Source organism: Bremerella cremea (genome assembly GCF_003335505.1).
Lineage (GTDB): Bacteria > Planctomycetota > Planctomycetia > Pirellulales > Pirellulaceae > Bremerella > Bremerella cremea_A.
This window is the reverse complement of record NZ_QPEX01000010.1, coordinates 253728-278328: the sequence shown is the minus strand read 5'-3', so window position 1 is coordinate 278328 and position 24601 is coordinate 253728. Positions and strand designations below refer to the sequence as shown.

Here is a 24601-nt window from a genome sequence, read left to right as displayed (position 1 = left end):
CTGCGGTGGTGGTTACGGAGCGGACTCAAACAGGTTGGTATCAGGCCACGCTTGAATCGAATCGATGGCGGCTTTTACTCGATTGTTGACAATGCCGATCAATTGATTGTTCTTGCCAGAAGTGCGTGCGTTAAGCAGGATCACTATGTTCGTACCATCTGATCGGCGAGCCAGCAACGTATTTGTGCCGGGCAACGATCCGTTGTGCCCGATGCTCTTCAGGCCGTTGTTATCGGTGCTTACGCTCCAGCCGGCAACATAGTGACGTGCGGTAGCGTTTTTCTCGTTCGGGGCTGGCGTGTGCATTAACTCGATCGAAGCGGCACTCAAGATCGGGCAGTTCTCAGGCTCGTCGAATGCTGCCCCGAACTTGGCGAGATCAATCGCCGAAGAAATCCAGGCACCATGCGCATCCATCGATTCCAAGTACCAGGCGCCGTAAGCATTCGGAACTTTCTGGCCAAGGGTTTCCGCGAATACCGAGCGGCCGAAACCAGGATCGTAGTAGCGAACTTCGCCTTCGGCTCGACCCGACAAATGGGTCGCCCCGAGCCGCATTCCCTCAGCGCCAATCGGACGCAAGACATGGTCCAAGACGTACTGCTCGTATGGTTCGCCGGTCAGCTTCTCAATGACGCGTCCTAAAATGCAATAGCCAAGGTTCGAATACGCATATCGCTCACCTGGACTAAAATCGAGTGGTTTGCCAAGCATCACCCGAATGATCGCATCGCAATCCGCCGGAGGAGGCATTTGAGCTAGATTGGCGAAGTCGACCGAACGGAACATGGCATCGAACGACTTATCACGATCCCAGCCGCCACGATGCTGCAGCAAATGCCGGATAGTAATCTCATTCAACCGCAGATCAAATTTGGCTTCGCCTTCTAAGATCGGTTCGTATTCGAGAATCTCAAACACTTTGTCGTCCAGCGAAAGTTTACCTTGCTCGATCAACTGCATAATCGCCACGGCGGTAATTGGCTTCGAGATGCTGGCCAGACGAAACAAGCTATCTGGTTCTACCGGTTGCCGGGCACCAATATCGGCGTAACCGAATCCACGAGCGTACACCAGCCGCCCCTGATGGGTAATTGCGATGGCGGCACCGGGGATGGCGAACTCTTGCATGGCCGATTGAACGGCGGCGTCGATGGCTTTCGTTTCTTCGAAGCCTTTGCCGGTGACGATCGCGTAGGGCGCTTTCGCTTTTTGGTAGCCAGGGCCACGCAATACGCGACCAGGCCGCGCACCGGTGAACTTGCCGTCGTCGAGCACGACCTCGCCGTTGACGATCACGAATTTCATGCCGGTCGATAGCTCGTGCGGCTGCGCAAAGGTCGCGTTTTCGGTCAGGTTCTCGAAGTCGAACACAATGATGTCGGCTGCCAGACCTTCTGAAATGCGGCCTCGGTCGTAGGCCATGACATGGTTGGCTGCCGCAGCACTGGCTTTGGCAACGGCTTGTTCCAGCGAGATCACCCCCAGGTCACGCACGTATCGAGAAAGCATCCGCGGAAAGGCACCAAAGCCACGTGGGTGAGAAGCCCCACCACGATCATGCACAGGGCCGACATCGGTGCAGAACGAGATAAAGTCTTGCTGCATTTTGACGATAAGGTTGGCATCGGTCATGCTTTGTGGCATCACGAACGCGCCGCTATCGACCAGATTAAAGAACGTATCCCAAGGATCTTCCCCTTGCTGCTGGGCAATTGCCGCGATGCTGCTACCGGCGAACTCGGAATAGGCTCCTTTACCGGGAGTACCTACAATTACTTTGGTCCAATCGTGACCAACATGCCGAAACCAGTTTTCCCAACCGTCGGTAGTGAGCATCTCTTGCTTGATCTCTTCGCGCAATGCCTGATCGGTTTTTAGTTTTTGATAAAGCGTTTCTCGCCCCATGGCAAAGTGGCGAGGGTGAATCAGTGCGGCGATACCTAAGCCGTTGTTGATGTAGGGATAGATATCAGCGGTGACCTCTTTTCCTGCGGCACGAGCCGCTTGGATGCGGGCGATCGCCAATTGCATTTTGCCCCAGTTCTGACGTCCAGCTGCTTTCAGATGGAAAATATGAACCGGTACATTCCCTTCGTCGCCGATGGCAATCGCCTCGTCGATCGCTTCGAGCAGCATGTCTCCTTCGTTTCGCATGTGGGTGTAATAGCGGCCGCCATGTTTGCCTGCGACGGCAGCCAACGCGGCGATCTCTTTGGTTGGGGCGTACGTTGCAGGCGGATAGATCAACGCCGTGGAAAGCCCAATCGCACCGGCATCCATGGCCTCGTCGACGTAGGCTTTCATCTGCGCGAGTTCTTCCTCGTTCGGGCGACGATCGACTTCACCCAAGACAAGCCTGCGAATTTGGGTGTGCCCAACGGTTTGGACGACATTGACTGGCAAGCCTTTCATGTCCAACAGTTGAAAATACTCGGCCATTGTCGTCCAGCCACGAGTTTCAAGCGATTCTTCCCCTAAGGGGGCCTCCGACGCGCCTTCGCCGCAGTTGATGGTCGTGATTCCTTGGGTTAGCAGATTGATTCCGGAATTCGGATTTTCCAACAGAGGTGTTGCCGATTGTCCCATCATGTCGATGAAGCCAGGGGCCACCACCAGCCCTTCGGCTTCGATGACTCGCTTGGCCGCCTCTGGTTGGATATGACCAATCTCAATGATTTTGCCGTCGTCGATTAGAATATCGGCTTGGTACCAGGGCGCCCCGGTACCATCGACAACGCGCCCACCACGTAGCAACAGGTCTGCTGGCTCGGCGGCAAGTTGCGAACTAATAGAAGTGAGAAGCATCAGACTGAAGGATGCGAAAGATGTCGCGCGGAAAAGATTGCCGTTCATGATGTTTCTCAGAAAGGGGCTTTGCTCAAAGCGTGGTGGGGGAGGGAGTCACGACATCCGTTTTCCAACTGCTGCCAGAGCCCGGCCCAGCCGCAAGTTGAATCTGGCCTTGCTCGATGCGGACACCTGTGGCTGGCTCTTCTCGCAGCAGCACGGCGCCATCGAGATCGGCATAGTCCAACAGCGGAGCCAAATGGGCGGCCGCGCTGATACCGATAGAACTTTCAATCATGCAACCAAGCATCGTTTTCAGACCGAGCTGTTTGGCGTGCGTGAGCATTTGTTTGGCCGGGGTAAGTCCGCCACATTTGCAGATCTTGACGTTCACCCCATGAAACTGGCCGTGGCATTTATCCACGTCTGCTGTGACTTGGCAGTTCTCGTCGGCAATGATCGGTAATGCGGAATTCGTGAAAACCTTTCGTCGGTCCGCATCGGAGGCGTTGGGCGAGAGAGGTTGTTCGATGAATTCGACCCCTAACTCGGCCATTTCGTACGAGTTTTTGATCGTCTGCTCAACCGTCCAAGCACAGTTGGCGTCGACCCGGAAGCGCGCCTGGGTATGCTTCCGCAATTCGGTTACGATTTCAAGATCGTGGGGCGTGCCCAGCTTGATCTTGTAAATGTCCCAGCCAGGCATCTCTTGGAGTTTCGCCACCATCGTATCGATGCTATCGATGCCAATCGTGTAGCTCGATCGAGGAATGTCTTGCCAAGCCAGCCCCCAGGCTTCAAAAAGTCGCTGGCCCTTGCGGCGAGCCCACAAATCGTGGGCGGCCATATCGAGGGCAGAAAGGGCGAAACGCTCGTTTAAAGCCTCGTTGGCAGCTGGCCAAACTGTTTCCGGGCACTCCGCGACGTATCGCGACAGCCAGGGCTTGGCCGAGAGCAACGCCGCTTCCATCGCATCGAGCGTGTGTCCGTAGTAGGCATTTTCAGTGACTTCGCCCAATCCAAGGAAGCCGTCGTGCTCTAGCACAACGACCAAGCTAGGCTGCACATCCAGTGATTCACGAGAGATGGTAAAGGTACGTTTGAGCGGTAGCTCGATTCGATGCAGGCTTAATTTCATGTGTTGACTTGGGCCTCTCGTAACTTATGCACGGCAGCGACCAATGGTTGGGCACCGGTTCGATAGACATCGCAGACCGGCAGTTCAAACTCGTCACGCATCCGCGCCAATTCAGCCTCTGCTTCTTGGGCTGATAAATTGCGTGTGTTTGCCGCGATTCCAATGATCTGACAAGGGGCACGGAGATTGCCTGCGACTTCATACGCTTGAAGTAGTTTTCGATGCGATGGGATCGGAATTCCCGAGAGCCCTTTCACTTCGTGGCGACCGGCTTCGTAGCAGTAGATTAAGCCTTGCGGTGCTGCCCCATGAAGCAGACCCAAAGTGACCGCCGAGAAGGATGGATGCGACAAGCTTCCTTGCCCTTCAATCAACTGGATATCGTGCTGCTCGTTTTCTCGGACAAATGTTTCTACGGCCCCGTTCACAAAATCGGAGACAACACAGTCGACCGGAATACCATGGCCAGAAATCATAATGCCTGTTTGCCCAGTAGCCAGAAAAGCTGCATCAAGGCCTTCTTCCCGCAGAGCCCGTTCGACTTCTAACGAGACGACCATCTTGCCGACGCTGCAATCGTGACCGACCGTCAGAATACGAAGGCATTCGTGCCGGAACGGTTGCCCCGTGGCCACCGATTTAAAGCGGTTCTTCCGGACATCCCACAAACTGGCGCCGCTGGTGGCAGCCGCAGTGCGGTACTCGGAATCTTCGGTCACAAAATCGTGCAGACCAGAGATGATGTCGATGCCTCGCCCAATCGCTTCGAGCAAAAGGGGCCGCCAAGCCTCTGGTAGCTTTCCGCCTGGAGGGGCAATACCGACATAAATGGCATCTGGTTCATTAACTTCTTGTAAGCTCGCCACCACAGGGATGTCACCGCCAGCCCCAAGTAGCTCTTGTGCGGTTTTCTCGGCGGTCTTGCCCCCGAGAACCGCGACAATATCGGCAGTGCGGTACCGGAGCAAGCTGATTGCGGTTTTGGCTACAAACGGATTGGAATAGCCATCGGTCAATACAACAATTCGCCGATGTTTTTCATAGCTGGTGGTGGTTGTCTCCGACGGAGCATGCGCGACGTCAGAAGGGGCCGATTGCGAGCTAAGGGGAGAGGACATGCAAGATCCGCGGAAAGGATGAAGGGCTATTGCTGAATACATGTTCGATCTTAAGGCCTTTAGGTCGCTAGGCCAATGCGCAGATGCGCATAATTGTTTAGGATATGCGCACGACCGGTTTACAATGGAATTTAAGCCCACGGATCAAAGCTGCGGGGGCGACTTTATCAGCAAGCAAAGCAGTTCAGAGCCATGTCGAGCCAAGCAATACGGCGCGTCGCCGTCCTGATCGAAACGGATGATACCTGGGGCCGAACCGTCGTCCGGGCCATTGGCAAGTACGCAGCGGAGAATCATTGGCGGCTGCTGATTGCTCCTCGCGATGCCCAGCAGCGACTTCGCTTGCCGCGCAACTGGCAAGGCGATGGCGTGATCGCCCATATGCGCACGCGAACGCTGGTTAACCATTTGCGCCGCGCAGGGCTTCCAACGGTTGATGTTTCGATTATGTACCCTGACGAGCAGTGGGTTGGGCGAGTGATTACCGACGACACCGTCCGTTCCGAGATGGCATTGAATCATTTTCGTGAGCGAGGGATCGAACACTTTGCTTGTTATGCTCCGCAAATGGGACGCTATTCGCCGCAACGAGAAATGCTCTTTGTGCAGGCCGTGCGCGAAGCTGGCTATGCGTGTGAAACCTTTCGTGCCAAGGGAGTGCGTGAAGGGTGGTCGATCGATCCAGGGCCTGTTTTAAACTGGTTATCCCAGTTGAAGCGGCCGCTGGGGCTGTTCGCTTCCGACCCGTATCCGGCGCGACAGATCGCCGATATTTGTGAATCGGCGGGACTACGCATACCCGATGAAATTGCAATCCTGGCTGGCGACGATGACGACTTGATCTGCAATCTGGGCTTTCCGAGTTTGTCAGCCGTGCAGTTGGCCTGCGGCGCGTTGGGTAGATCGGCGGCGGCTTTGTTGTCAAAGCTGATGGAGGGCGAACCAATCCCCAAACAGCCCACGAAGATTAGCCCCCTGCAAGTCTGTGCGCGACATTCGACCGACCTGCTGGCAATTAACGATTCCGAGCTTCAAGCCATCTTGCGTTACATTCACGAGAACATCGCTCAGGGGATTCAGGTCAAACAAGTTCTGCGCGAGTTTGCCATATCACGACGTCATTTAGAACAGCGTTTTCGCTCTGAGCTAGGACGTTCTCCGGCAGAGTTGATTCGAGGTCTGCGACTGGACATGGCCAAGCGAGTTCTTATCGAAACCGATCTTTCGATCGCGGAAGCTAGTCATCTGTGTGGCTTTACATCCACGGCGCATTTCTCCGTTGCTTTCCAACAACAGTTTGGCGCGCCGCCCAGTGTCTGGCGATCACGTTTCGCTCAAAGATAGGGGAACCTGGGCCTGGGGCGAGAAAGGCAAGTTTGGCTTTAAGCCCGCTTACAGAGCATACGCTGGCCGTCTTCGGTGGTTTGTTTCGGCCAAGGCAGACGTTGGTGCGTGTGGCTAGGCTTATTCACCGGTCAGCAGATTTCGCTTCTTGGGGTTGTGTTTGCATTTGCTGCACGTGTTGTGAAAGCTCGGCGAATCGCGCGTCTGGGGGAGGAGGCCGTTTGACGATTGTTTGGTACGCTTCCCGGTACCAAATGTACATCTCTACAAAGTCAAACCAAGGATAGTCAGGCGATTCCGGCGAGGTTTTCATCGAAGACAGCCAACGATCGATCGATTTTTCCGCCACGGCGAGTTCCTGAATCGCATCTTCGGTTCGGCCTTGTTGATGATAGGCCAACGCAAGCAGAGGGGAGGCCATGTGACCAAAGGGTGATCGCTCGTCCCCCCGGCGGACACCGGTTAGCAGTTCAATGGTCCGTTGCGAGTCCCCGGCACGGTAGTTCGCGACGCCGGTTGCATATTGCATATTATCTCGACGGATATCAGGACCAACGGAGGGAGGTGGTCTTCGATGGCCCGGTAATTCGAGCCGAACACGATCTGGCTGACCATCTAGCCTGCCTGGGCCACGTTCAGGACGAAGTTGCCCGAATCTCCTGTGTTCGAATTCTTCAAACAGGTAAGCTTCCATCCGAAATGCTAGAGCTTTCATGTTTTCGATCTCACGCGATTGGACACAAAGGCCCCGGGTGATCATCGAAACCTGGGCCGGATCATCGGTCGTGGCCAGTTGTTCTTCCATCCGCTGGCAGACTTGCGCGTAGGCAGTTGTCTGATTGGCATAGAAGCAAAGCTGTGGCACTCCCCACCAAGCCGGATTGTTGGCGGGCGCGCCGAGTTGAATGGCCGTGGCATAGTCGGCGGCCGCTTGGGGCCAGTCGCCTAATCTCGCCAGCAATGCGCCGCGACCTGACCAAGCCAAGTAATGATTCGGTTGCAGTTTGGTGGCTTCCGTGTATTGCTGTAAGGCGGTCTGCCAGTGCCACTCGTCGGCATTGGCACGAGCACTATCAAGTAGAACGTTCGCGCGTTTTAAATTCTCTACGGAATCGACTGCCTCTTGCCGCAAGAGTTCGGTTTCTTCTTGCGCCAGCGTAGCCCGAACTGCTTGCCAGGTGCTGAAGATCGTCCCTGAAACCAACGCCAGCAGCACGATCACAGTCGAAATGAACACCGTCCGATTACGGCGGGCAAAACGGGTGAAGCGATACCAATTCGACGGGGGCCGGGCGACAACCGGTTGCTGATCGAGAAAACGTTGGACGTCGCGAGCCAAATCGGCAGCCGTTTCGTAACGCCGCCGCCGATCCTTTTCGAGGGCCTTCATCACGATCCAATCCAGGTCTCCCTTCAGTTCACTGGCGAGGCTCCGTTCACCCACCGCACGGTTGGCTTCACAGGTGGTGATCAAATGGGTAGTCGAGGTTAAACGAGCACTGGGACGAGGAGGGTCTTCTTCTCGAATCATTCGCCGCATTTCGTCAAACGAAGCCGTTTGCAGGCGATGTTGATCGAACGGCGTTTGCTCGGTTAGCAGTTCGTACAACAGCACGCCCAGCGAATAAATATCGCTCCGCGTGTCGACATCCAAGGAATTCATTTCCGCTTGTTCAGGACTCATGTACATCGGCGTCCCAATCATCTGGGCGAACCGCGTATAGATCGTCTGGTCGGTTAATGGTTCGTTCAAGGCCTTGGCCACGCCAAAGTCGATTACTTTGACCACGGCGTCGGCATCGTGCAGCGTGATCAGCACGTTCGATGGTTTCAAATCGCGGTGGATAATCCCTTTCTGATGGGCGTGCTGCACGGCGTGGCAGACATCGAGAAATAGTTTCAGACGCCGCGTTACGGGCAACTGGTGGTTGCGACAAAACGCAGTGATATGAACACCACGGACAAGTTCCATCACAAAATAGGGCTGCCCGGTCGCGGTTGTGCCAGCGTCGAAGATCTGGGCGATGTTTGGGTGATCCATCATGGCCAACGCTTGACGTTCCGCTTCAAAACGGGCCACCGCATCCGGAGTGCTCGCGGTCGCTTTCAAGAGTTTAATGGCCACACGACGCCGGACCGGCTGTCGCTGGTCGGCAACGTATACCTGGCCGAAACCTCCCTCACCCAGTTTTTCTAGCAGAACATAGTTGCCAATAAACGCGTCCCCTTCGCCGATCGGCGGTGTGACAACCCCATCGCTTCCATGCGCCCAGGTGGCATTCATGGCAATCGCCTCGGCTGCGGATTTCACTTGACCTTGTAGCGCAACTCTTTGTGAGGTGGGTCGGTCAAGCACGTTAAGCGATCGATCGTGCGCCGCAAGCAATTCTGCTACGGCCGCCCGCAATTCCGTATTTTCGCCGCACTGCTGCTCGACGTAGGCATCGCGTTCGGCTCCGTAAGGCAATTCGAGCGCGGAGAGAAAAATCGATTTTTCACGATCAAACGACATACAAGCAGCAAGGGAAGAGGTTAAAAGGGGACCGAATCCGTGTGGGGGGAACACGTTTCACCCCACACGGAGAAGCGCGACGGTCCTCATTCTAAAGATATGCGAAATTAGAGCGGCGAATGTGCCAAAAATTTCGATGAGCTTATTGTCGTTCGATTTCTCGTTGTAGCCAGGCTCGGGCGAAGCTCCAATATCGTTTGGCGGTACGCGAGGAGATTCCTAGCGATTGGGCTGCCTCGTCGACCGTTAAGCCGCTGAAGTAACGTAACATCACGAGTTTGTAAGAATCGGAATCTTGTTTCTCAAGCCGAGTGAGTGCTTCGTCGAGCGCTAAGAGCGATTCGTTTTCGTCTTTCGACTTCGTTATCAATTCGTCTGGCAGCGCGACGATGGTGTGATTGCCACCCCGTTTAAGGCTAGCTCGGCGACGTGCTTCTTCGATCAGTATCCGCCGCATGGCTTCCGCCGCCGCAGCAAAAAAGTGGCCTCGGTTCTCCCAGCCGCCTCCATTTCCCACCAAACGCATATAAGCTTCGTGGACAAGGGCCGTCGGTTGCAGGGTATGCTCGACTTTCTCGTGGGCCAGTTTGGCAGTGGCCAGTTTACGCAGCTCTTCGTAAACCAGCGGCAGAAGGTGCTCGGTCGCATGTTCTTCGCCCCGCTGCAGAGCACCCAAGATTTGCGTTACGTCCGAATTGGTCACAACGAATTCACTTCGCTAAATGATGGGGATAAGTGCTTTGCCAGCAGGAAGAGACGATTGCAGGCAATTCCTTAATTCTAGCAGAAGTCACTTCGCTTGGCCGGTTTCCAGGGAACGGTATCTCGTTATCGCCCCAATTCCAAAGCGGCGTGCTTTCTCGTTAGAACGTCGATTTTCATCGATCCGAAAATTCGTGGCACCATCTGCGAGCTGACCTCGCAGGGAAGACAAGTAACATCGTTTCACACGCTGTTCACGCGTTCGTCACTAGCAGGCTGGCCAGACTCGCTGGTTTTTACCGAGCCGACTTTCGCGGTATCCCGCAATAGCAATCCAAAGGCAAATTAAACCAGGTTGACATCTCGTGATGTCACGATATAAATGAATAGAGGTAAGGAGAGGCAAGCTTTCCTAGGCCCATAACGCTGAGTAGCGGTGCGTTCACTCGGTTAACCTGGTCTGAAAGAAGCGCGCAGTTTTTTTTACCATAAAGGCTCGTCACCTTGTGAGGTAACGAGCATAAAGGCTCAGGCGAACCTCGCCACCCAGTAGGGGAGAGAAGGGCTGCATCATGGAAGCTTCCTTGGCAATCTTGTTTGGCTGCATTGTGGGATTTGCCTTGGGGTTAACCGGAGGTGGTGGAGGGGTGTTTGCGGTGCCACTGTTGGTTTACGGGCTGGGGATCGCACCGCGTGAAGCGGTCGGTATTTCGTTAGCAGCAGTCGGTGGCACAGCCATCTCAGGCGCATTGCCCCGTCTGCTGCGAAACGAAGTCGAGCTTCGCACGGGACTCTTTTTTGCCATCGCAGGCATGCTGGGCGCTCCGGTTGGATCGTATCTGTCGAAGTTTTTGCCAGGGAACGTGCTGCTGGCCTGTTTTGCTGTGCTGATGTTCATCGTGGCCTATCGCATGTGGCAGAAGTCGAAAGGGACAGCGCCTGCGCAAGTGGCGTGCCAACCTGCTATCGAGCAAGACCATTCTTCTTGTCAGCGCGATGAGAATGGCGAGTTGATTCTGACCTCGAAGTGTGCCCGGTTGTTACTGTTAACTGGCTTGGCAACCGGTGTGCTTTCTGGCTTGTTTGGCGTGGGTGGTGGATTCGTGATTGTGCCGGCGCTGGTCCTTTTCAGTGGCATGCATATTCACCGTGCCATTGCGACGTCGCTGTTTGTGATTGTGTTGATCAGTGCTAGTGGTGTGGCCTCTCACTTTGTCGGTGGGAAAGAGTTTCCTCTGGCACTGACACTCGAATTCCTAGTTGGCGGCTTTACCGGTATGTGGCTGGGAGGCCTTCTGGCGAAACGTCTCAACGGGCCCACGCTGCAAAAAATATTCGCAACCGCCGTGGTATTGGTGGCTGCGTTCGTCATTGTGAAATCAACGCTGCTGTAAAGATAAGGAGCTTGGCGATGTTGCTGAAATACTTTTACGACAAGACACTCTCTCACGCGTCGTACCTGGTGGGCTGCCAACGGGCAAAGGTGGCGGTCGTGATTGACCCAGGCCGCGATATTCAACCTTATTTGGATGTTGCCAAGCAGGAAGGCTTACAGCTAACCGACATCGCAGAAACGCACATTCATGCTGACTATGTTTCCGGCGCACGCGAACTGGCGGAACGCGTTGGAGCAACGCTGCATGTTTCCGATGAAGGGCCTGCCGAGTGGAAGTATGAGTACGCCACTGCTTACCCGCATCAGCTGCTGCACGATGGCGACCACTTTCTGGTGGGCAACATTCGTTTCGAGGTAATCCATACCCCTGGGCACACGCCGGAAAGCCTTTCGTTTGTCCTGACCGACCAGGGAGGCGGAGCCAACAAGCCGATGGGCATTTTTACCGGCGACTTCGTCTTTGTGAATGCCGTCGGTAGGCCTGATTTGTTAGAGCAAGCCGCCGGAATTATGAACACGGCGGAAGCAGGGGCCAAGGACTTGTTCCACTCGCTGGAAAAGTTTAAGCGGTTGCCCGATTACCTCCAAGTTTGGCCGGCCCATGGTGCCGGTAGTGCCTGTGGCAAGGGACTCGGTGCCGTTCCTTCGTCGACCGTTGGCTACGAAAAGCTCTTTAATCCTGGCCTGCAATATTCCGACGAAGCAGAATTTGTGGCTTATGTGTTAGCCGATCAGCCGGAAGTGCCTCCCTATTTCGCCGTGATGAAACGGGTGAATAAAGAGGGACCACGTATCTTGGGTGAAGACGCGTTGGTTTCTCGCGAGGAAGTAAAGAATCTGGCAAGCCGTGTTGAAACAGGAACCGTGATCGATTTGGCCCCCGCCAACATCTTTGCTCAAGGGCACCTGCCTGGGACGATCAACATTCCTGCCAACATGCTAGGGGCGTGGGCCGGTTGGCTGGTCGATTACGATCGGCCAGCTTATCTCATCGGCGAGCAAGCTCAGATCGATCAAGCGGCCATGATGTTGGCCAAGATCGGGGTCGAGGACATTCGCGCCTACTACCTGCGAGACGAAGCCAAAGCGAACGGCCTGCTCACCGAGACCTACGAGACGATCACTGCGGCGGAGCTTGCCGAAGCCTTAGCAGGCGAGAGCGTCGAGTTAATCGATGTTCGCACCGACGCCGAATGGAACGCGGGACATATCGCCAAGGCAACGCATCACTTTCTGGGGCGGCTGAATAAGACCTCCGAGTTGGTCCCGCACGATCGTAAGGTGGTTGTCCAGTGCCGCAGTGGTGCTCGATCGGCGATTGGGGTCAGTGTGCTGCAGGCGGCCGGGGTTAAGCAGGCAATCAACTTGCACGGGGGCTACCTAGCATGGACGTCCGCCGGCTTGCCAACTGAGCAAGCCGACACCGTCAAGGCATAGAGATCGAGGGTTACCAATGAACGTCGATGAAAGTGAGGACTCTATGAGCGGTGGGCAAACAAGCGAACATGCTTTGACGGTCGCCGAGCGATTGAACCAACCAGAGACGCAGGAGATGTTACATCGCCTGCTCGACCGCGCGGAAAGTCTTGACAAAATGCTGGAAATGGCCAGCGAAGTTCCGAACTTAGTAGCAATCGCCACCGATGTGTTCGACAGCTTTGCTCGCCAAGCAGCCGCTGAAGGGATCGACTTGCAGCAGCGAGCCGCTGATTTGCTTTCGATCGTCAAGCAGGTGACCGAACCACGCAACATGCAGGCCCTAAAAGTCCTGGCCGATCATCTGCCTCAAATTCAGCAAGCTGCTGAAATGGCCGATGAACTGCCGAATTTGGTGGCAATTGCGACCGACGTAATTGACGAGTGGGCCAAGAATTTGAAGAAGGATGGCGTCGATTTAGAGCAAAGCCTAAAGAATGGCTTGCATGCGGCACTTTACCTGGGGGGGCAAATTCAACGGGACGAACTTGATCGGCTGGGCTATCTGTTGCGGTCGGATGTGCTTAGTGAATTCTCTGTCGAAACGGTTGGGCTGGCAGGCAGCGCCCTTTCAAGTTGTCGTCAGGGAAGTTGCGAACATCCGGTGCCCGAACGGATGGGGCTGTTGGGCCTGCTAAGTGCTTCGCGCGATCCCAGCACCCAGCGAGCGTTGGCGTTCGCGGTTCAATTCAGCAAGTGCTTTGGCACACTTCTCGAACAGCGCCATCCTGGCAGTAGTCCGACAACCACTCCCTCGAACTCGTAAGGAGCGAAACTCATGAGCCATCATCAAATTCTAATCGTGGGTGGGGGAACCGCCGGAATTACCGTTGCCGCTCGGCTGCATAATGCCGATCCCAAGCTCGATATCGCCGTGATCGAGCCTTCCGATAAACATTACTACCAACCGCTGTGGACCCTGGTTGGTGGTGGCATCTTCCGCCCTGAGGAATCGGCGAGAGAGGAAGCAGACGTGATTCCTTACGGTGTGAAGTGGATTAAAGATGCCGTCGCTACCTTTCAGCCCAACGAGAACCAACTCACGACCCGCGATGGCACCACGATCTCCTACGAGTATCTCGTCGTCGCACCGGGGATTCAAATCAATTGGGACAAGGTGAAAGGGCTTAAGGAAGCTGTGGGAAAGGAGGGCGTCTGTAGCAATTACTCGATTAACACCGTGGGCAGCACTTGGAAGTTTATCCAGGAACTCAAAGAAGGAACGGCCCTGTTCACACAGCCTGCCGGTGCAGTTAAGTGTGGCGGCGCCCCGCAAAAGATCTGTTACCTTGCTGAAGACCATTTCCGACGGGCTGGAGTGCGAGACAAGATTCACGTCATGTTCACATCGGCGAGCCCGCGTCTGTTTGCCGTGGATAAGTACCGTGAAGTGCTGGAAAAGGTTGCGGCGCGAAAAGGAGTAGAGACTCGCTTTCGGCATAATTTAACCGAAGTTCGAGCTGCCACGAAGGAAGCCATCTATCGTCATATGGATACTGACGAAGAGATCGTCATCAAGTACGACATGATTCACGTGACGCCGCCGATGGGCGCCCCTGATTTTGTCGCCAACAGCGAGTTGAAAAGTGAGGCAGGCTGGGTGGATGTCGATAAGTACACGCTGCAGCATACCCGCTTTGCCAATGTATTTGGTTTAGGAGATGCCTCAAGCTTGCCAACCTCGAAGACCGGAGCGGCAATTCGTAAGCAAGCACCTGTGGTGGTTAAAAACCTGCTTGCCGCGATGCAGCACGAACCACTTGCGGCAACCTACGACGGGTATACCTCATGCCCGGTCGTGACCGGATATGATAGTTTGGTCTTAGCTGAGTTCGACTACGACGGTCAACCGGCTGAAACGTTTCCGTTCAACCAGGCTCAAGAACGCTTTAGCATGCTGATGTTAAAGAAGTTTGGCCTGCCTGCTTTGTATTGGCACGGCATGCTGAAAGGGCGAGCTTAAGCCTGGCGCTTGCGGAAACGTCCAACAACACCACAAATTGTAAGGAGAATCAATCATGTCAAAGTCCAAATCAATCGAGAACCTGCAACAGGCCCTTTCGATGGAACTTACTGCTTGCCATCAATATCAGCTTCATGCCGCTGTGATGGACGATTGGGGGCTCGATTTGTTGGCCAGCCGGATGCGGGAAGAAATGACCGAGGAACTTGGCCATTCCGAGAAGTACCTGGAACGCATCTTGTTCCTCAAAGGGGAACCGAAGATGGTCCTGCAAAAGACGCCAGTCCGGGCCGAATCGCTAACAGCGGTCTTCGAGTCCGATTTAGCAGACGAAAAAGAAGCGATTGAGTTCTATACTAAAGCCTCGCAGCAAGCTGCTACCGATTCCGACATCGGAACGCGGTCGCTTTTTGAAGGCATTGTCATGGATGAAGAAGGGCACATGGCTTGGCTAGAACTACAGCTTGACCTGATCAAACGAATGGGAGAATCGGCCTATATCGCGAAGCACATGTCTTCGCCCACCTCAGGCTGATACGAACGACAACCACAAAGGTTTTGAGGCGGCACACCAAGGTTAATCTGGTCAGACTTTCTAACCCTCCGTGCCGAGGCTGCCATGGGTTGCCTCGGCTAGATTGGCAGTGCTTTCCTCATCAAGAAAGGGCTAGGACAATGTTTCGGCTATTGATCGCTGCAATCGTGATAGGTTCGGTCGGTTGGTCTTCTTCTGTGGAAGCGCAAGGCTTCCGAGGAGGACGCGGAGGTGGCCCAGGCAGAGGTCAAGGGCCTGGCCCAGATTCTCGCCAGGCAGCTGACATGGAAGTGTTTCACTATCTCCTAGAGAACCACACGAAGATCGAGCGGACGGTGAAAGACTTACCCAACGGGGTCGAAACATTGACCGAGTCGGACGACCCAGAGGTCGCAGCGAAGATCCAAGAGCACGTGCATTGGATGGAGGTTCGAATCGAAAAGACGAACCCCATCCGGCGCCGTGACCCTTTGTTCAACGAACTCTTCCGTCATACCGATAAGATCAAGATGAACGTTGTGAAAACGGACAAGGGGGTTCAGGTGACCGAGACTTCCGACGATCCGTACGTGGCTAAGCTACTCCAGGCCCACGCGATGGTTGTTTCCAAATTCGTGGAGCACGGCTTTCAAGAGGCGATGAAGAACCATCCGGTTCCAGGCAAAGATGTCGCGGTGAAAACCGAGGTTATTTATCCTGCCATTCAAGGGCATGGGGGCGTTTATCAACTGCCTGAGGCTCCTCAACAGCCACGTCCGAATACTAAGATTCTGATCGATATTACCGCAGCGAGTGAGCCCGATAAGTTAAATCCCGCAATCGAGAAGGTCGCACGCTATGTTAATATCTACGCTGGCGCCGGCAAAGAAAAAGTCGATGCGGAGATCGCGCTGGTGTTTCATGGCGGGGCCACATTGGCTGTGCTGAACGAAGCCGCTTACCAGTCTGAATTCAAAACCGATAGCAATCCGAATTTAGAATTGCTTCGTGATTTGCACCATGCTGGGGTTGCGATGTTTGTTTGCGGGCAAACATTAAGGGCTAAAGGAAAAAGCCCAGAGGATGTCGTAGTATTTGTGGACACGGCAGTCTCGGCTTTTACGACAAGTGTCAATTTGCAAGCGGACGGTTTCGCTTATGTCCCGCTGGCGAAATAAAGAGTGGATTGCTGATTCAACTTTGAATTGCACCGTGTGAGTGTGACCAATCAGGATGAAATAAGGGGGAACATCATGAAGATCGTGATCATTGGTGGCGTTGCCGGCGGGGCTTCTGCGGCTGCAAGGGCACGGCGGCTGGGCGAAGATGCCGAGATTGTCGTGCTGGAAAAAGGGGACTATCCTTCGTTCGCCAATTGTGGCTTACCCTACTATGTCGGTGGAGAGATTGAGAAGCGGGATAGCCTGTTGGTTGCCCCCATCAAGATGCTCAAAGAGCGACATCGTCTCGACGTGCGTGTGCGTGCCGAAGCGACCAAGATTGATCGGGACGCCAAAGCGGTAACCGTGAAAAATCTGGAAACCGGCGAGCAGTATGTCGAGTCGTACGACAAGCTCATCATCGCCACCGGGGCATCTCCCTTTCGCCCTCCCATTCCAGGCATCAACAGCGATCGGATTGTTGCTCTGCGAGATTTAAATGATGCCGACCGAATGCGCAAGCTGGCGACTTCGGACGCGAAGCGGGCTGTGATTGTGGGAGCTGGGTTTATTGGCATTGAAGTCGCCGAAAACCTCGTTCGTCGCGGCCTGAAAGTTACGCTGGTCGAACTAGCCGAGCAAATTCTGCCCCCCTGGGACCACGAAATGGTCTTACCGCTGGAAAAGCATGTTCAGGCAGACGGAGTCGAACTGCGGTTGGGAAGTTCGGCCACAAAGTTCGATTCCGATGAAAACGGATTGCATGTCACACTCAGCGATGGCGAAGTCGTCGAAGCCGATTTCGGCGTCGTTTGCATTGGCGTTCGTCCCGATAGCAAACTGGCCACCGAGGCTGGCATCGAATGTGGAGCACGGGGAGGCATCCTGACCAGCAGTCACATGCAAACCAACGACCCAGATATCTACGCCGTAGGGGACGTGGTCGAAACCGTTTGTGCCGTGACCGGCGACCCGACGCAAATTCCTTTGGCAGGGCCTGCCAACCGCCAGGGACGCATTGCTGCCGATCACATCTTCGGACGCGATTCCCAATATCGTGGCACGCAGGGAACCGCCGTCGTGGGCGTATTTGGCAAAACAGCAGCGATGACCGGGCTAAGTGAAAAGGTCTTGCGGGCGAAGAAGATCAGCTATCAAAAGGTCTATCTGCACCCAACCGATCATGCGGGATACTATCCTGGTGCTCAGCAAATGCTGATGAAGTTGTTGTTTGCGCCTGATACCGGAAAGATTTTGGGGGCGGAAGCGGTAGGTACCGACGGCATCGACAAGCGAATTGATGTGATCGCCATGGCCATCCAAGCCAATCTGACCGTCTTCGATTTGGAAGAGGCCGAATTGTGCTACGCTCCGCAGTACGGACACGCCAAGGATCCGGTTAACATGGCTGGCTTTATTGCCTCCGGCGTGTTGCGTGGCGATCAGCCGATTGTCTACACCGAGACTCTGGCCCAAGACAAGGACTTGTTTGTCCTCGATGTTCGTACGGAAGGGGAGTTCGCCAAAGGACATATCCCTGGGGCAACGAACATTCCGGTCGAACAGCTTCGCGAACGCTTGGCCGAGCTCCCGCGCGATCGAAAGATCGCCGCCTATTGCCAAGTCGGCCAACGTGGCTATCTGGCCACCCGGATCTTGCTGCAAAACGATTACAATGCTGCCAATGTCAGTGGAGGCTATCGGTTGTGGGCAATTGAAAACGGTAACCTCTAATCGCCTTCTAAACCACCGTTTGCGGCATGCTTGGTTCGCTCTTTTGTTTTTCTGCGAACCAAGCTGGTGGGGAAACACTTCTTGTCTCACGGCGTTTTGCGTGAGAGAATCGGGCGGCTTGCCTTGTAAGACTAAGGCTGGCCGTAACCATAACGCCAGGAAAGCGAACCAAGATGGTGGCCGACTCGCCGAAAAACCCCCCAGGCAACGACCGCTTAGAAGATGTTAAACAGCCAGCCATTTTGTCGCTGATCGCTTTAGGGGTCGTCTATGGCGATATCGGGACCAGCCCACTTTATGCCCTGCGGGAATGCTTTCACGCACAGCATGGGTTGGATGTTTCGACTGCCAATATTCTGGGGCTGTTATCTCTTGTCTTCTGGGCGTTAATCTTGATCATCTCGATCAAGTATCTGATCTTCATCCTACAAGCGGACAACGACGGGGAAGGGGGGATCCTGGCGTTAACTTCCCTGGTAACTTCGCTCAAGCGGACCGATGGGAAGGGGAACGGGCTCATCCTGGCGATGGGACTGTTAGGGGCCGCGTTGTTGTACGCAGACGGCATGATTACCCCTTCGATCTCAGTGCTTAGCGCAATCGAAGGGATCGAGGTCGCGACGCCCGCCTTCAAGCCCTATATACAAGTGATCACGATTGGAATCTTGGTCGGGCTGTTCTTCTTTCAATCACGTGGGACGGCCGGGGTAGGCTTAATTTTTGGACCGATCATGTTGGTTTGGTTCGGCACCTTGGCCGGGTTAGGGATTGCGCATATTGTTCAAACTCCGGAAGTGCTTCAAGCCTTGAATCCGATGCACGGGATGCGTTTTCTGTTGGGTAACGGCTTTGGCGGTTTCCTGGCCCTCGGAACCGTGTTTTTGGTGGTGACCGGTGGCGAGGCACTGTATGCCGATATCGGGCACTTCGGCACACTCCCGATTCGGCTGGGCTGGTACTCGCTTGTGCTACCTTCGCTACTGTTGAACTATTTTGGCCAAGGAGCGTTGCTGCTTGAGCATCCCGCCGACGTTATCAATCCGTTCTACCGCATGGCTCCAAGTTGGGCGCTTTATCCGTTAGTGATCTTGGCGGCCGCTGCCACTGTGATCGCTTCTCAGGCGGTGATAACCGGAGCGTTTTCTTTAACTCTGCAAGCGATGCAGTTTGGACTTTGTCCCCGTTTAACTATTCGTCATACATCCCACGAACAAGCAGGCCAGGTTTATCTTCCGGCCGTGAATTGGGTGTTGATGCTGGCTTGCATTGGCCTGGTCTTAGGTTTTCAGACATCAAGTAACCTTGCTGCCGCGTATGGTGTGGCGATAACCATCACGATGGTGATTACGTCGATCCTGTTTTTCTTTCTGGTTCGCCAACGCTGGAATTGGTCGCTACCGTTGGCTTTGCTAGTCTCAGGGCTGTTTCTCTTGGTCGATCTTTCGTTCCTGGGAGCAAACTTGCCGAAGATCACCCACGGTGGTTGGTTTCCGCTGGTTGTGGCAGGGGTGACTTATGTGCTGATGTCGACCTGGATGGCCGGCCGCCGTTTGCTAGAGGATCGCATGAATGAAAACAGCATCCCCATCAAAAAGTTCCTGGCTGAGTTGATGGATGCTACTCCGATTCGTGTTCCCGGTATGGCCATCTTTTTAACGGGGAATCCGTGGGGAACACCTCCCGCTTTGCGGCATAATGTGGTCCACAATAAAGTTCTGCACGAAACGGTCGTCTTGCTGACGGTGACCACCGCCGACAAGCCACACGTGCGGGTTGCCCATCGCAGTGAGATCGAAGAAATTGGGGACGGCGTGTACCGTATATGCTTGACCTATGGCTTTATGGACACCCCCAACATTCCTTTGGCGCTGCTGACGATCCATGATGATCGTTTGGATTTCTCGCGGCTCGATGTTAGCTACTTCGTCGGGCGAGAAGATTTGCTGGCGACCGATCGCCCTGGCATCGGCATCTGGCGCGAACGCTTATTTGCTTTGATGACCAGAAACTCGCAGCGGGCGACCGACTATTTTCATCTTCCGCCTGGCCAAGTGGTGGAGGTCGGCGGTCAGATCGAATTGTAGTGGCGGTGTGATGGCCAGAAGAACTTTCCTCTGGCCAGAAATCGCTGGCGCCTTTATCTTGCTGAAGGTGATCGCCAACAAATGAATATTTGGTGAAACCTGGTTGGCAGTCGAAAGGTACCACTAGGAACGATGTCCCTAGCATGGAATACGGAGGAAATAGGATGAGCGAGGTAACTTCCCCCATTCAGCCAGAAGCAACAACCGCTGCTCCGCGAGCTAAAAAAGGGAAGCGAGGGCTCATCGTTCCCTTTCTGCAAACGATTTTGCCGTGGTTTGCGGGAATCGTCGCGATTTGTGGCCTGGTAGCTGCCGTAGATTGGGTGCTTGATTTGCAGTTGATGATTGTCAAGCGAGGCCCGGCGATCTTTGGCGTGGTCTATGTCACGAACTTGATCCGCTATCTTCTGTTCGCTGGCGGGACTTTTTTAGCTTTCTATGTCGTGCTGCGTCGCACGGGCTGGTTCGCCCAAATTCAGAAGTCTTTAGCTAGTTGGGCGGACATTCGTCGGGAAGTAACGTACAGCCTGGCTTCCCTGGCAATCTTTGCGATGGTGGGGGTCTTAGTCTACTTGGGCGAACTGGCCGGAGTGATTCACTTCTACTACGACGGCATTCCCACGGCTCAGCCCTTCTTTTGGTTTTCGGTAGTGACGATGATTTTGGTCCACGATGCCTGGTTCTATTGGACGCATCGGCTATTGCATACCAAGTATCTATACGCCAAGGTGCACCGCATTCATCACCAAAGCCACAACCCAACGCCTTGGGCTGCGTTTGCCTTTCATCCGGTCGAGGCCTTCGTACAGGCAATCATTTTGCCAATCGTTGGCCTGTTCATGCCGCTCCATCCCATCATGATCGTGATTTGGATGCTGTACATGACCGGCATGAACGTGTTTGGGCATCTGGGGTTCGAGTTGTTCCCTCGTAATTTTCTGCGGTATTGGCCCTTCTATTGGCACAACACCGGGGTTCACCACAATATGCACCATCGCTGCGTCAACTACAACTTTGGGCTCTATTTCAACTACTGGGATTTGTTGTTCAAAACAAACCATCCCGAATATCAGGCGGAGTTCGAGCGTGTCACCTCGCGCGAGGACAAAGCAATGACCGACACGCACGACGACTAACCGGCAAGATTATTTTCGGGTGAAGCGGAGGAAGTAGTTTTCCTGAAACTCCGAGAGTTTGACTTCTTCCACGAACTCGAAACCGGCATCTTCGATCTCTTGGCGGAAGACCTCTTTCCCGGCACGGACGTGACTGAGGGTCCAATCACGCGACTTGCCGGGAATACGGTTGAAGTCGATCACGACCAACTGCCCGCCAGGAACTAAGGCCTTGTGAATTGAGGCCAAAGAAGCTTGCGGGTATTCAAAGTGGTGGTAGACATCGCAGATAAAAGCGACGTCAATCGACTGCGGTGCCAAACGAATGTCGTCCTCGCCACCGACAACCGGGGTGACATTGTCTAAGTGCAGCTCTTTGGCCAGCTTGCCAACCCGCTCGACAAATTTCGGAGCGATATCAATCGCGTAAACCCAACCCTCTTTGCCGACCGCTTTCGCAAACGGTTCAACGAAGAGACCGGTGCCTGTGCCGATATCGGCGATGCGATCACCCGGTTTAAGTTTCAACTGCTTCACGATCTCGTCACGGGCATGGAAGATCTCGCGGCTTTCGACTTCAAAACGTTGGACCCATTCTTCCACCTTCAAATCAGGATCGAGAAATTTATCGTTGATGCCTGGTTTAACGCTTTGCGGCGAACTGGGAGCCGCTGTTTCTTGAGCAAAAGCCGGGGCAGAAAGTGCGGCGACAACAAAAAGGATGGCGGAAGCAAAAAGACGCATGGTGGGATTCCTAACGAGGACAGCCAAAGTTTTAAGAAGATCAACGATAGGGGGCGCAACAACGCAAGTCAATTCGGTCGCGGCCCACGAAAGAATGTTTTAAAGGATCCAACACCGGCATCAGTGAGAAGCTTCACACAACCGGGGTCGTGTCGAAAGATTCGCAGTCTATGTCGAATGGAGCGACATAGACATGCTGGCGAACGATGCCTCCCAAAGAGGGCCCGATAAAGCGTAGTATTTGCTGGAAGGTACAAGTCTGTTTCTTTGCGGGCTGTTTTCAGGGGATTCAATTCTCTTTGTGTCTTTTTTAAGCCCTAGATCACGCAGGCTGAAAAGACTGTCTCTGAAACTGGTATCTAAAATGCATAGGGTTGATGGTTTCAGCACGCCGAGTGGGTTGGGGAATAGAATTTCTGCAGCGTTCAAGATTCCGCAGTAAGCCAGCCAGCCTCGAATCCTCTCAAGAAATTTCATCCCATCCATGGGAAGTCGCGTTGTCTTGAATGCCTCTTAGAATGAATCGACAGCATCGTATTTCGTCACAGGGAAACCACGGTTTTATATCAGCGACAACGGTAGGGATGAGGCGTAAAGCCAGTTTGGGCTTTACATTCTCAATGATGGGGCCGGCATCTGGCGTTCTATTGTCGATTTGCACCAGTACGACAACATCTTGTTCCGCCAAATGCACGCCCATGAGATATTCTTCCCAATGGGAGGGCATGGCCCAGCGATTGAAATGGGAGACGACGAACTGCCTGAGAAGGTAGACGCTAAGTTAGAAGCGATCGCGACCGATCGCTCTGGAAATCAGGAGCTGCTGCCCCATCAATTTGGGGATCGTACAACTGTGCACATGCATCACCCGGCAACCCCGCATGCACCTGGTGCGGCAGCCGCCAAGATGCACGCCCATTGATAGTGGTCGAACGACTTGCGTGAAAACGGCCCTCGGCAGGGCGAACCTTGTCAATGCAACAACGTCTGGCTTGGTATGATTTCAATCCGTCTCGCCAACAACTCGGATGCGCCTAAGTTGCAGGAACTGTTTCGACAATTTATCGTCGAAGCGGATTGGCTGCCCGAGTCTTCCAAGCAGGCAACCGATTTCGCGGCTGTCTCGCAAGGAGAGCAAGTTTTCGTGGCCGAAACCAGATCTGGGGAGATTGCCGGGCTGATAAGCGTTTGGGAGCCCGAGAGTTTTGTGCATACGCTTTACGTTGTCCCCAACCACCAACGAAAGGGGGTTGGGAGCATGTTGCTTGACTCGCTCGAAGATTGGCTTCCTCGGCCCTGGCGTTTGAAGTGCGTGGCCGCCAATCGGCAAGCCGTTTCTTTCTATCAAGGGCGAGGCTGGAAGCTAATTGAAACCAGCACCAGTCAGGATGGGCCCTACTTCTTATTGGAAAAATAATCGGAGCGAACCAAGTGTCCAATGCCGTGGCAAATTAACGCTCAAGAAGTGTTACGAATCCGGAGTCGCGTGGGAACGAGTATCTCTGTCGTTTCTTCCGGCGTATCAGATTGAATCGCGTTGATCGCTGCTTTCAGAATGCCTGGCAAATCATGCTCGACGGTAGTCAGCGGCGGGTCTAGCAGCGAAGAAAACTGCAGATCTCCCCAGCCCACCACGGCAACTTGCTCGCCAATCGCAATATTCAAGCGACGAAGCGAACGGCAGATCGCCACAGCGTTGAAATCGGTATCGCAGATGATCGCGTCCGCCTTGATCTCTTCCAAAAAATATCGGCAGATCTTGTCAAACTTAGGGAAGGTCGTGGGATCGTTGACAAGCCACCCTTTGGTATCGACCACGATCTTGTCGTTGCCAAAGTCGATACCATGTTTGGCCAATTCCTGACGATACACCTCAATGCGCCGCTGGATCGCAATGGTGTCACTTTCTTCCGTAATCAGGCAAATTTGCTTGCGACCGGTTGAAATCAGGTGTTCGATCGTTTCTGCTGCCCCAGTTGTCACGTCGCTGCTGACATGCCCCGTGCCCGGGATACCGGGATCGTTTAGTACCGTCAGAACGCGTTTCCGCGTTTGAAACTGGCGACCAACTTCGCTCCATTGCTCTTCGTTTTCGTAGGCCAGATAGATCACCCCATCGACCCAGCCGGCGTCGAGGTCTTGCATAGAGCGATTGAACCCATCCAGTTTGGGATAGGAACCCACCGATAAAAGCCGCAGGCCATGCTCTTCGGCTTCACGCTGCAACTCGGCGGTTACTTTCTGGGTGAGGAAGTTCCGCGTATCTCGAACCACTAAGGCAACCACGTTGCTTCGCTTGCCGGCAAGCTGTTGGGCTGCAATGTTGGGACGATACCCCAAATCAGAGGCAGCTTTGCGAATGGCCTCGGCTGTTTCCTCTGAAACACGGATACGACCGTTGCCTGTTCCCATCAAGACGGCAGAAGCAGCCATGCGAGAAACGCCGGCGACATCGGCGACATCTTTCATGCGAACGGCTGTTCGTCCAGTTTTTTTTGTCATGGCAATAATTGCTTGTTATACTGACGCGTGATATAAAAATAATGCAGTATCTGCCGGTACTATCCCGCGATATTTGGTATTATTATCCGGATTTAACTCGCTCGGCAAGGAAATAACACAAAAAAGTTCTTCATCCCTTTAGGGCAGGGGAGAAAAGCGAAAGTGGTTGCCGGCCCAAGAGCGACACCGACGTAGATCCGCAGAGCTTTATTCCGGAATTTCATGCGATGTTCCCAACAATCGATTGAGGGCTTATTGCTAAGCTTAACTTGGCCGAACATGGCGAGGCACACCGCCAGTGGAATCCGC

General features: G+C 54.2%; 19 protein-coding genes. 12 read left to right on the top strand and 7 right to left on the bottom strand.

All coding sequences use genetic code 11. The features are described from left to right. Positions 1-12: 12 nt before the first annotated feature. Genes DTL42_RS02500 through DTL42_RS02490 form a run of 3 tightly spaced genes read right to left on the bottom strand, consistent with a single transcriptional unit; the run spans position 13 to position 5046 of the window. Positions 13-2856: a serine hydrolase gene (locus DTL42_RS02500; protein ID WP_114367111.1), complete on the bottom strand. Its 2844-nt coding sequence runs from the start codon at positions 2854-2856 to the stop codon at positions 13-15. Positions 2857-2881: 25 nt separating this feature from the next. Continuing rightward, positions 2882-3928, bottom strand: a complete 1047-nt coding sequence (locus DTL42_RS02495) for a dipeptide epimerase (RefSeq protein ID WP_114367110.1) — start codon at positions 3926-3928, stop codon at positions 2882-2884. Further along, positions 3925-5046 (bottom strand): DUF1611 domain-containing protein, encoded by a 1122-nt coding sequence (locus DTL42_RS02490; protein ID WP_114367109.1) that lies wholly within the window; start codon positions 5044-5046, stop codon positions 3925-3927. Before DTL42_RS02490 ends, DTL42_RS02495 begins: the two co-directional genes overlap by 4 nt. 192 nt (positions 5047-5238) lie before the next feature. Here DTL42_RS02490 and DTL42_RS02485 point away from each other — a divergent pair, with 192 nt between their 5' ends. Beyond that, positions 5239-6390: a xylose operon transcription regulator XylR gene (locus DTL42_RS02485; RefSeq protein ID WP_114367108.1), complete on the top strand. Its 1152-nt coding sequence runs from the start codon at positions 5239-5241 to the stop codon at positions 6388-6390. Between the two features lie 124 nt (positions 6391-6514). Here DTL42_RS02485 and DTL42_RS02480 read toward each other — a convergent pair whose 3' ends face one another. Further along, on the bottom strand, positions 6515-8902 hold the full coding sequence (locus tag DTL42_RS02480; protein WP_114367107.1) for a serine/threonine protein kinase: 2388 nt from the start codon (positions 8900-8902) through the stop codon (positions 6515-6517). A gap of 142 nt (positions 8903-9044) precedes the next feature. Next, the gene (locus DTL42_RS02475) at positions 9045-9605 is read right to left on the bottom strand and encodes an ECF-type sigma factor (RefSeq protein ID WP_114367106.1); all 561 of its coding nucleotides are present in this window, start codon (positions 9603-9605) and stop codon (positions 9045-9047) included. A 571-nt stretch (positions 9606-10176) separates the two neighbouring features. On the opposite strand from DTL42_RS02475, the gene DTL42_RS02470 reads away from it, so the two are divergent. The 9 genes from DTL42_RS02470 to DTL42_RS02430 all read left to right on the top strand — a co-directional run bounded on the left by DTL42_RS02470 (position 10177) and on the right by DTL42_RS02430 (position 21067). Next, a complete protein-coding gene (locus DTL42_RS02470; RefSeq protein ID WP_114367105.1) occupies positions 10177-10998 on the top strand; it encodes a sulfite exporter TauE/SafE family protein in 822 nt (273 codons plus the stop codon). Between the two features lie 17 nt (positions 10999-11015). Further along, positions 11016-12437: an MBL fold metallo-hydrolase gene (locus DTL42_RS02465; protein WP_114367104.1), complete on the top strand. Its 1422-nt coding sequence runs from the start codon at positions 11016-11018 to the stop codon at positions 12435-12437. A gap of 16 nt (positions 12438-12453) precedes the next feature. Next, on the top strand, positions 12454-13242 hold the full coding sequence (locus DTL42_RS02460; protein WP_234824045.1) for a DUF1641 domain-containing protein: 789 nt from the start codon (positions 12454-12456) through the stop codon (positions 13240-13242). A 12-nt stretch (positions 13243-13254) separates the two neighbouring features. Beyond that, on the top strand, positions 13255-14439 hold the full coding sequence (locus DTL42_RS02455) for an NAD(P)/FAD-dependent oxidoreductase (RefSeq protein WP_114367103.1): 1185 nt from the start codon (positions 13255-13257) through the stop codon (positions 14437-14439). Between the two features lie 55 nt (positions 14440-14494). Then, positions 14495-14974: a bacterioferritin gene (locus tag DTL42_RS02450; protein ID WP_114367102.1), complete on the top strand. Its 480-nt coding sequence runs from the start codon at positions 14495-14497 to the stop codon at positions 14972-14974. A 140-nt stretch (positions 14975-15114) separates the two neighbouring features. Beyond that, positions 15115-16131, top strand: coding sequence for a DsrE family protein (locus DTL42_RS02445; protein ID WP_114367101.1), 1017 nt, complete (start codon positions 15115-15117; stop codon positions 16129-16131). Between the two features lie 75 nt (positions 16132-16206). Then, complete coding sequence (locus DTL42_RS02440) at positions 16207-17847, top strand: FAD-dependent oxidoreductase (RefSeq protein WP_114367100.1); 1641 nt, start codon at positions 16207-16209, stop codon at positions 17845-17847. 173 nt (positions 17848-18020) lie between these two features. Further along, a complete protein-coding gene (locus DTL42_RS02435) occupies positions 18021-19931 on the top strand; it encodes a potassium transporter Kup (RefSeq protein WP_114367099.1) in 1911 nt (636 codons plus the stop codon). Positions 19932-20095: 164 nt separating this feature from the next. Continuing rightward, positions 20096-21067, top strand: coding sequence for a sterol desaturase family protein (locus tag DTL42_RS02430; protein ID WP_158545199.1), 972 nt, complete (start codon positions 20096-20098; stop codon positions 21065-21067). A 9-nt stretch (positions 21068-21076) separates the two neighbouring features. Here DTL42_RS02430 and DTL42_RS02425 read toward each other — a convergent pair whose 3' ends face one another. Beyond that, entirely contained in the window at positions 21077-21790 is a 714-nt protein-coding gene (locus tag DTL42_RS02425; RefSeq protein WP_114367097.1) for a class I SAM-dependent methyltransferase, read from the bottom strand. 715 nt (positions 21791-22505) lie between these two features. Between DTL42_RS02425 and DTL42_RS02415 the strand changes: the two genes are divergently transcribed. Together DTL42_RS02415 and DTL42_RS02410 are read left to right on the top strand one after the other, a co-directional pair. Next, positions 22506-22712 (top strand): hypothetical protein, encoded by a 207-nt coding sequence (locus DTL42_RS02415; RefSeq protein WP_114367095.1) that lies wholly within the window; start codon positions 22506-22508, stop codon positions 22710-22712. A 75-nt stretch (positions 22713-22787) separates the two neighbouring features. After that, a complete protein-coding gene (locus DTL42_RS02410; protein ID WP_114367094.1) occupies positions 22788-23207 on the top strand; it encodes a GNAT family N-acetyltransferase in 420 nt (139 codons plus the stop codon). 41 nt (positions 23208-23248) lie between these two features. Here DTL42_RS02410 and DTL42_RS02405 read toward each other — a convergent pair whose 3' ends face one another. Further along, positions 23249-24292 carry a LacI family DNA-binding transcriptional regulator gene (locus DTL42_RS02405; protein ID WP_114367093.1) on the bottom strand — a complete coding sequence of 348 codons (1044 nt, stop codon included), beginning with the start codon at positions 24290-24292 and terminating at the stop codon, positions 23249-23251. Positions 24293-24601 lie beyond the last annotated feature (309 nt).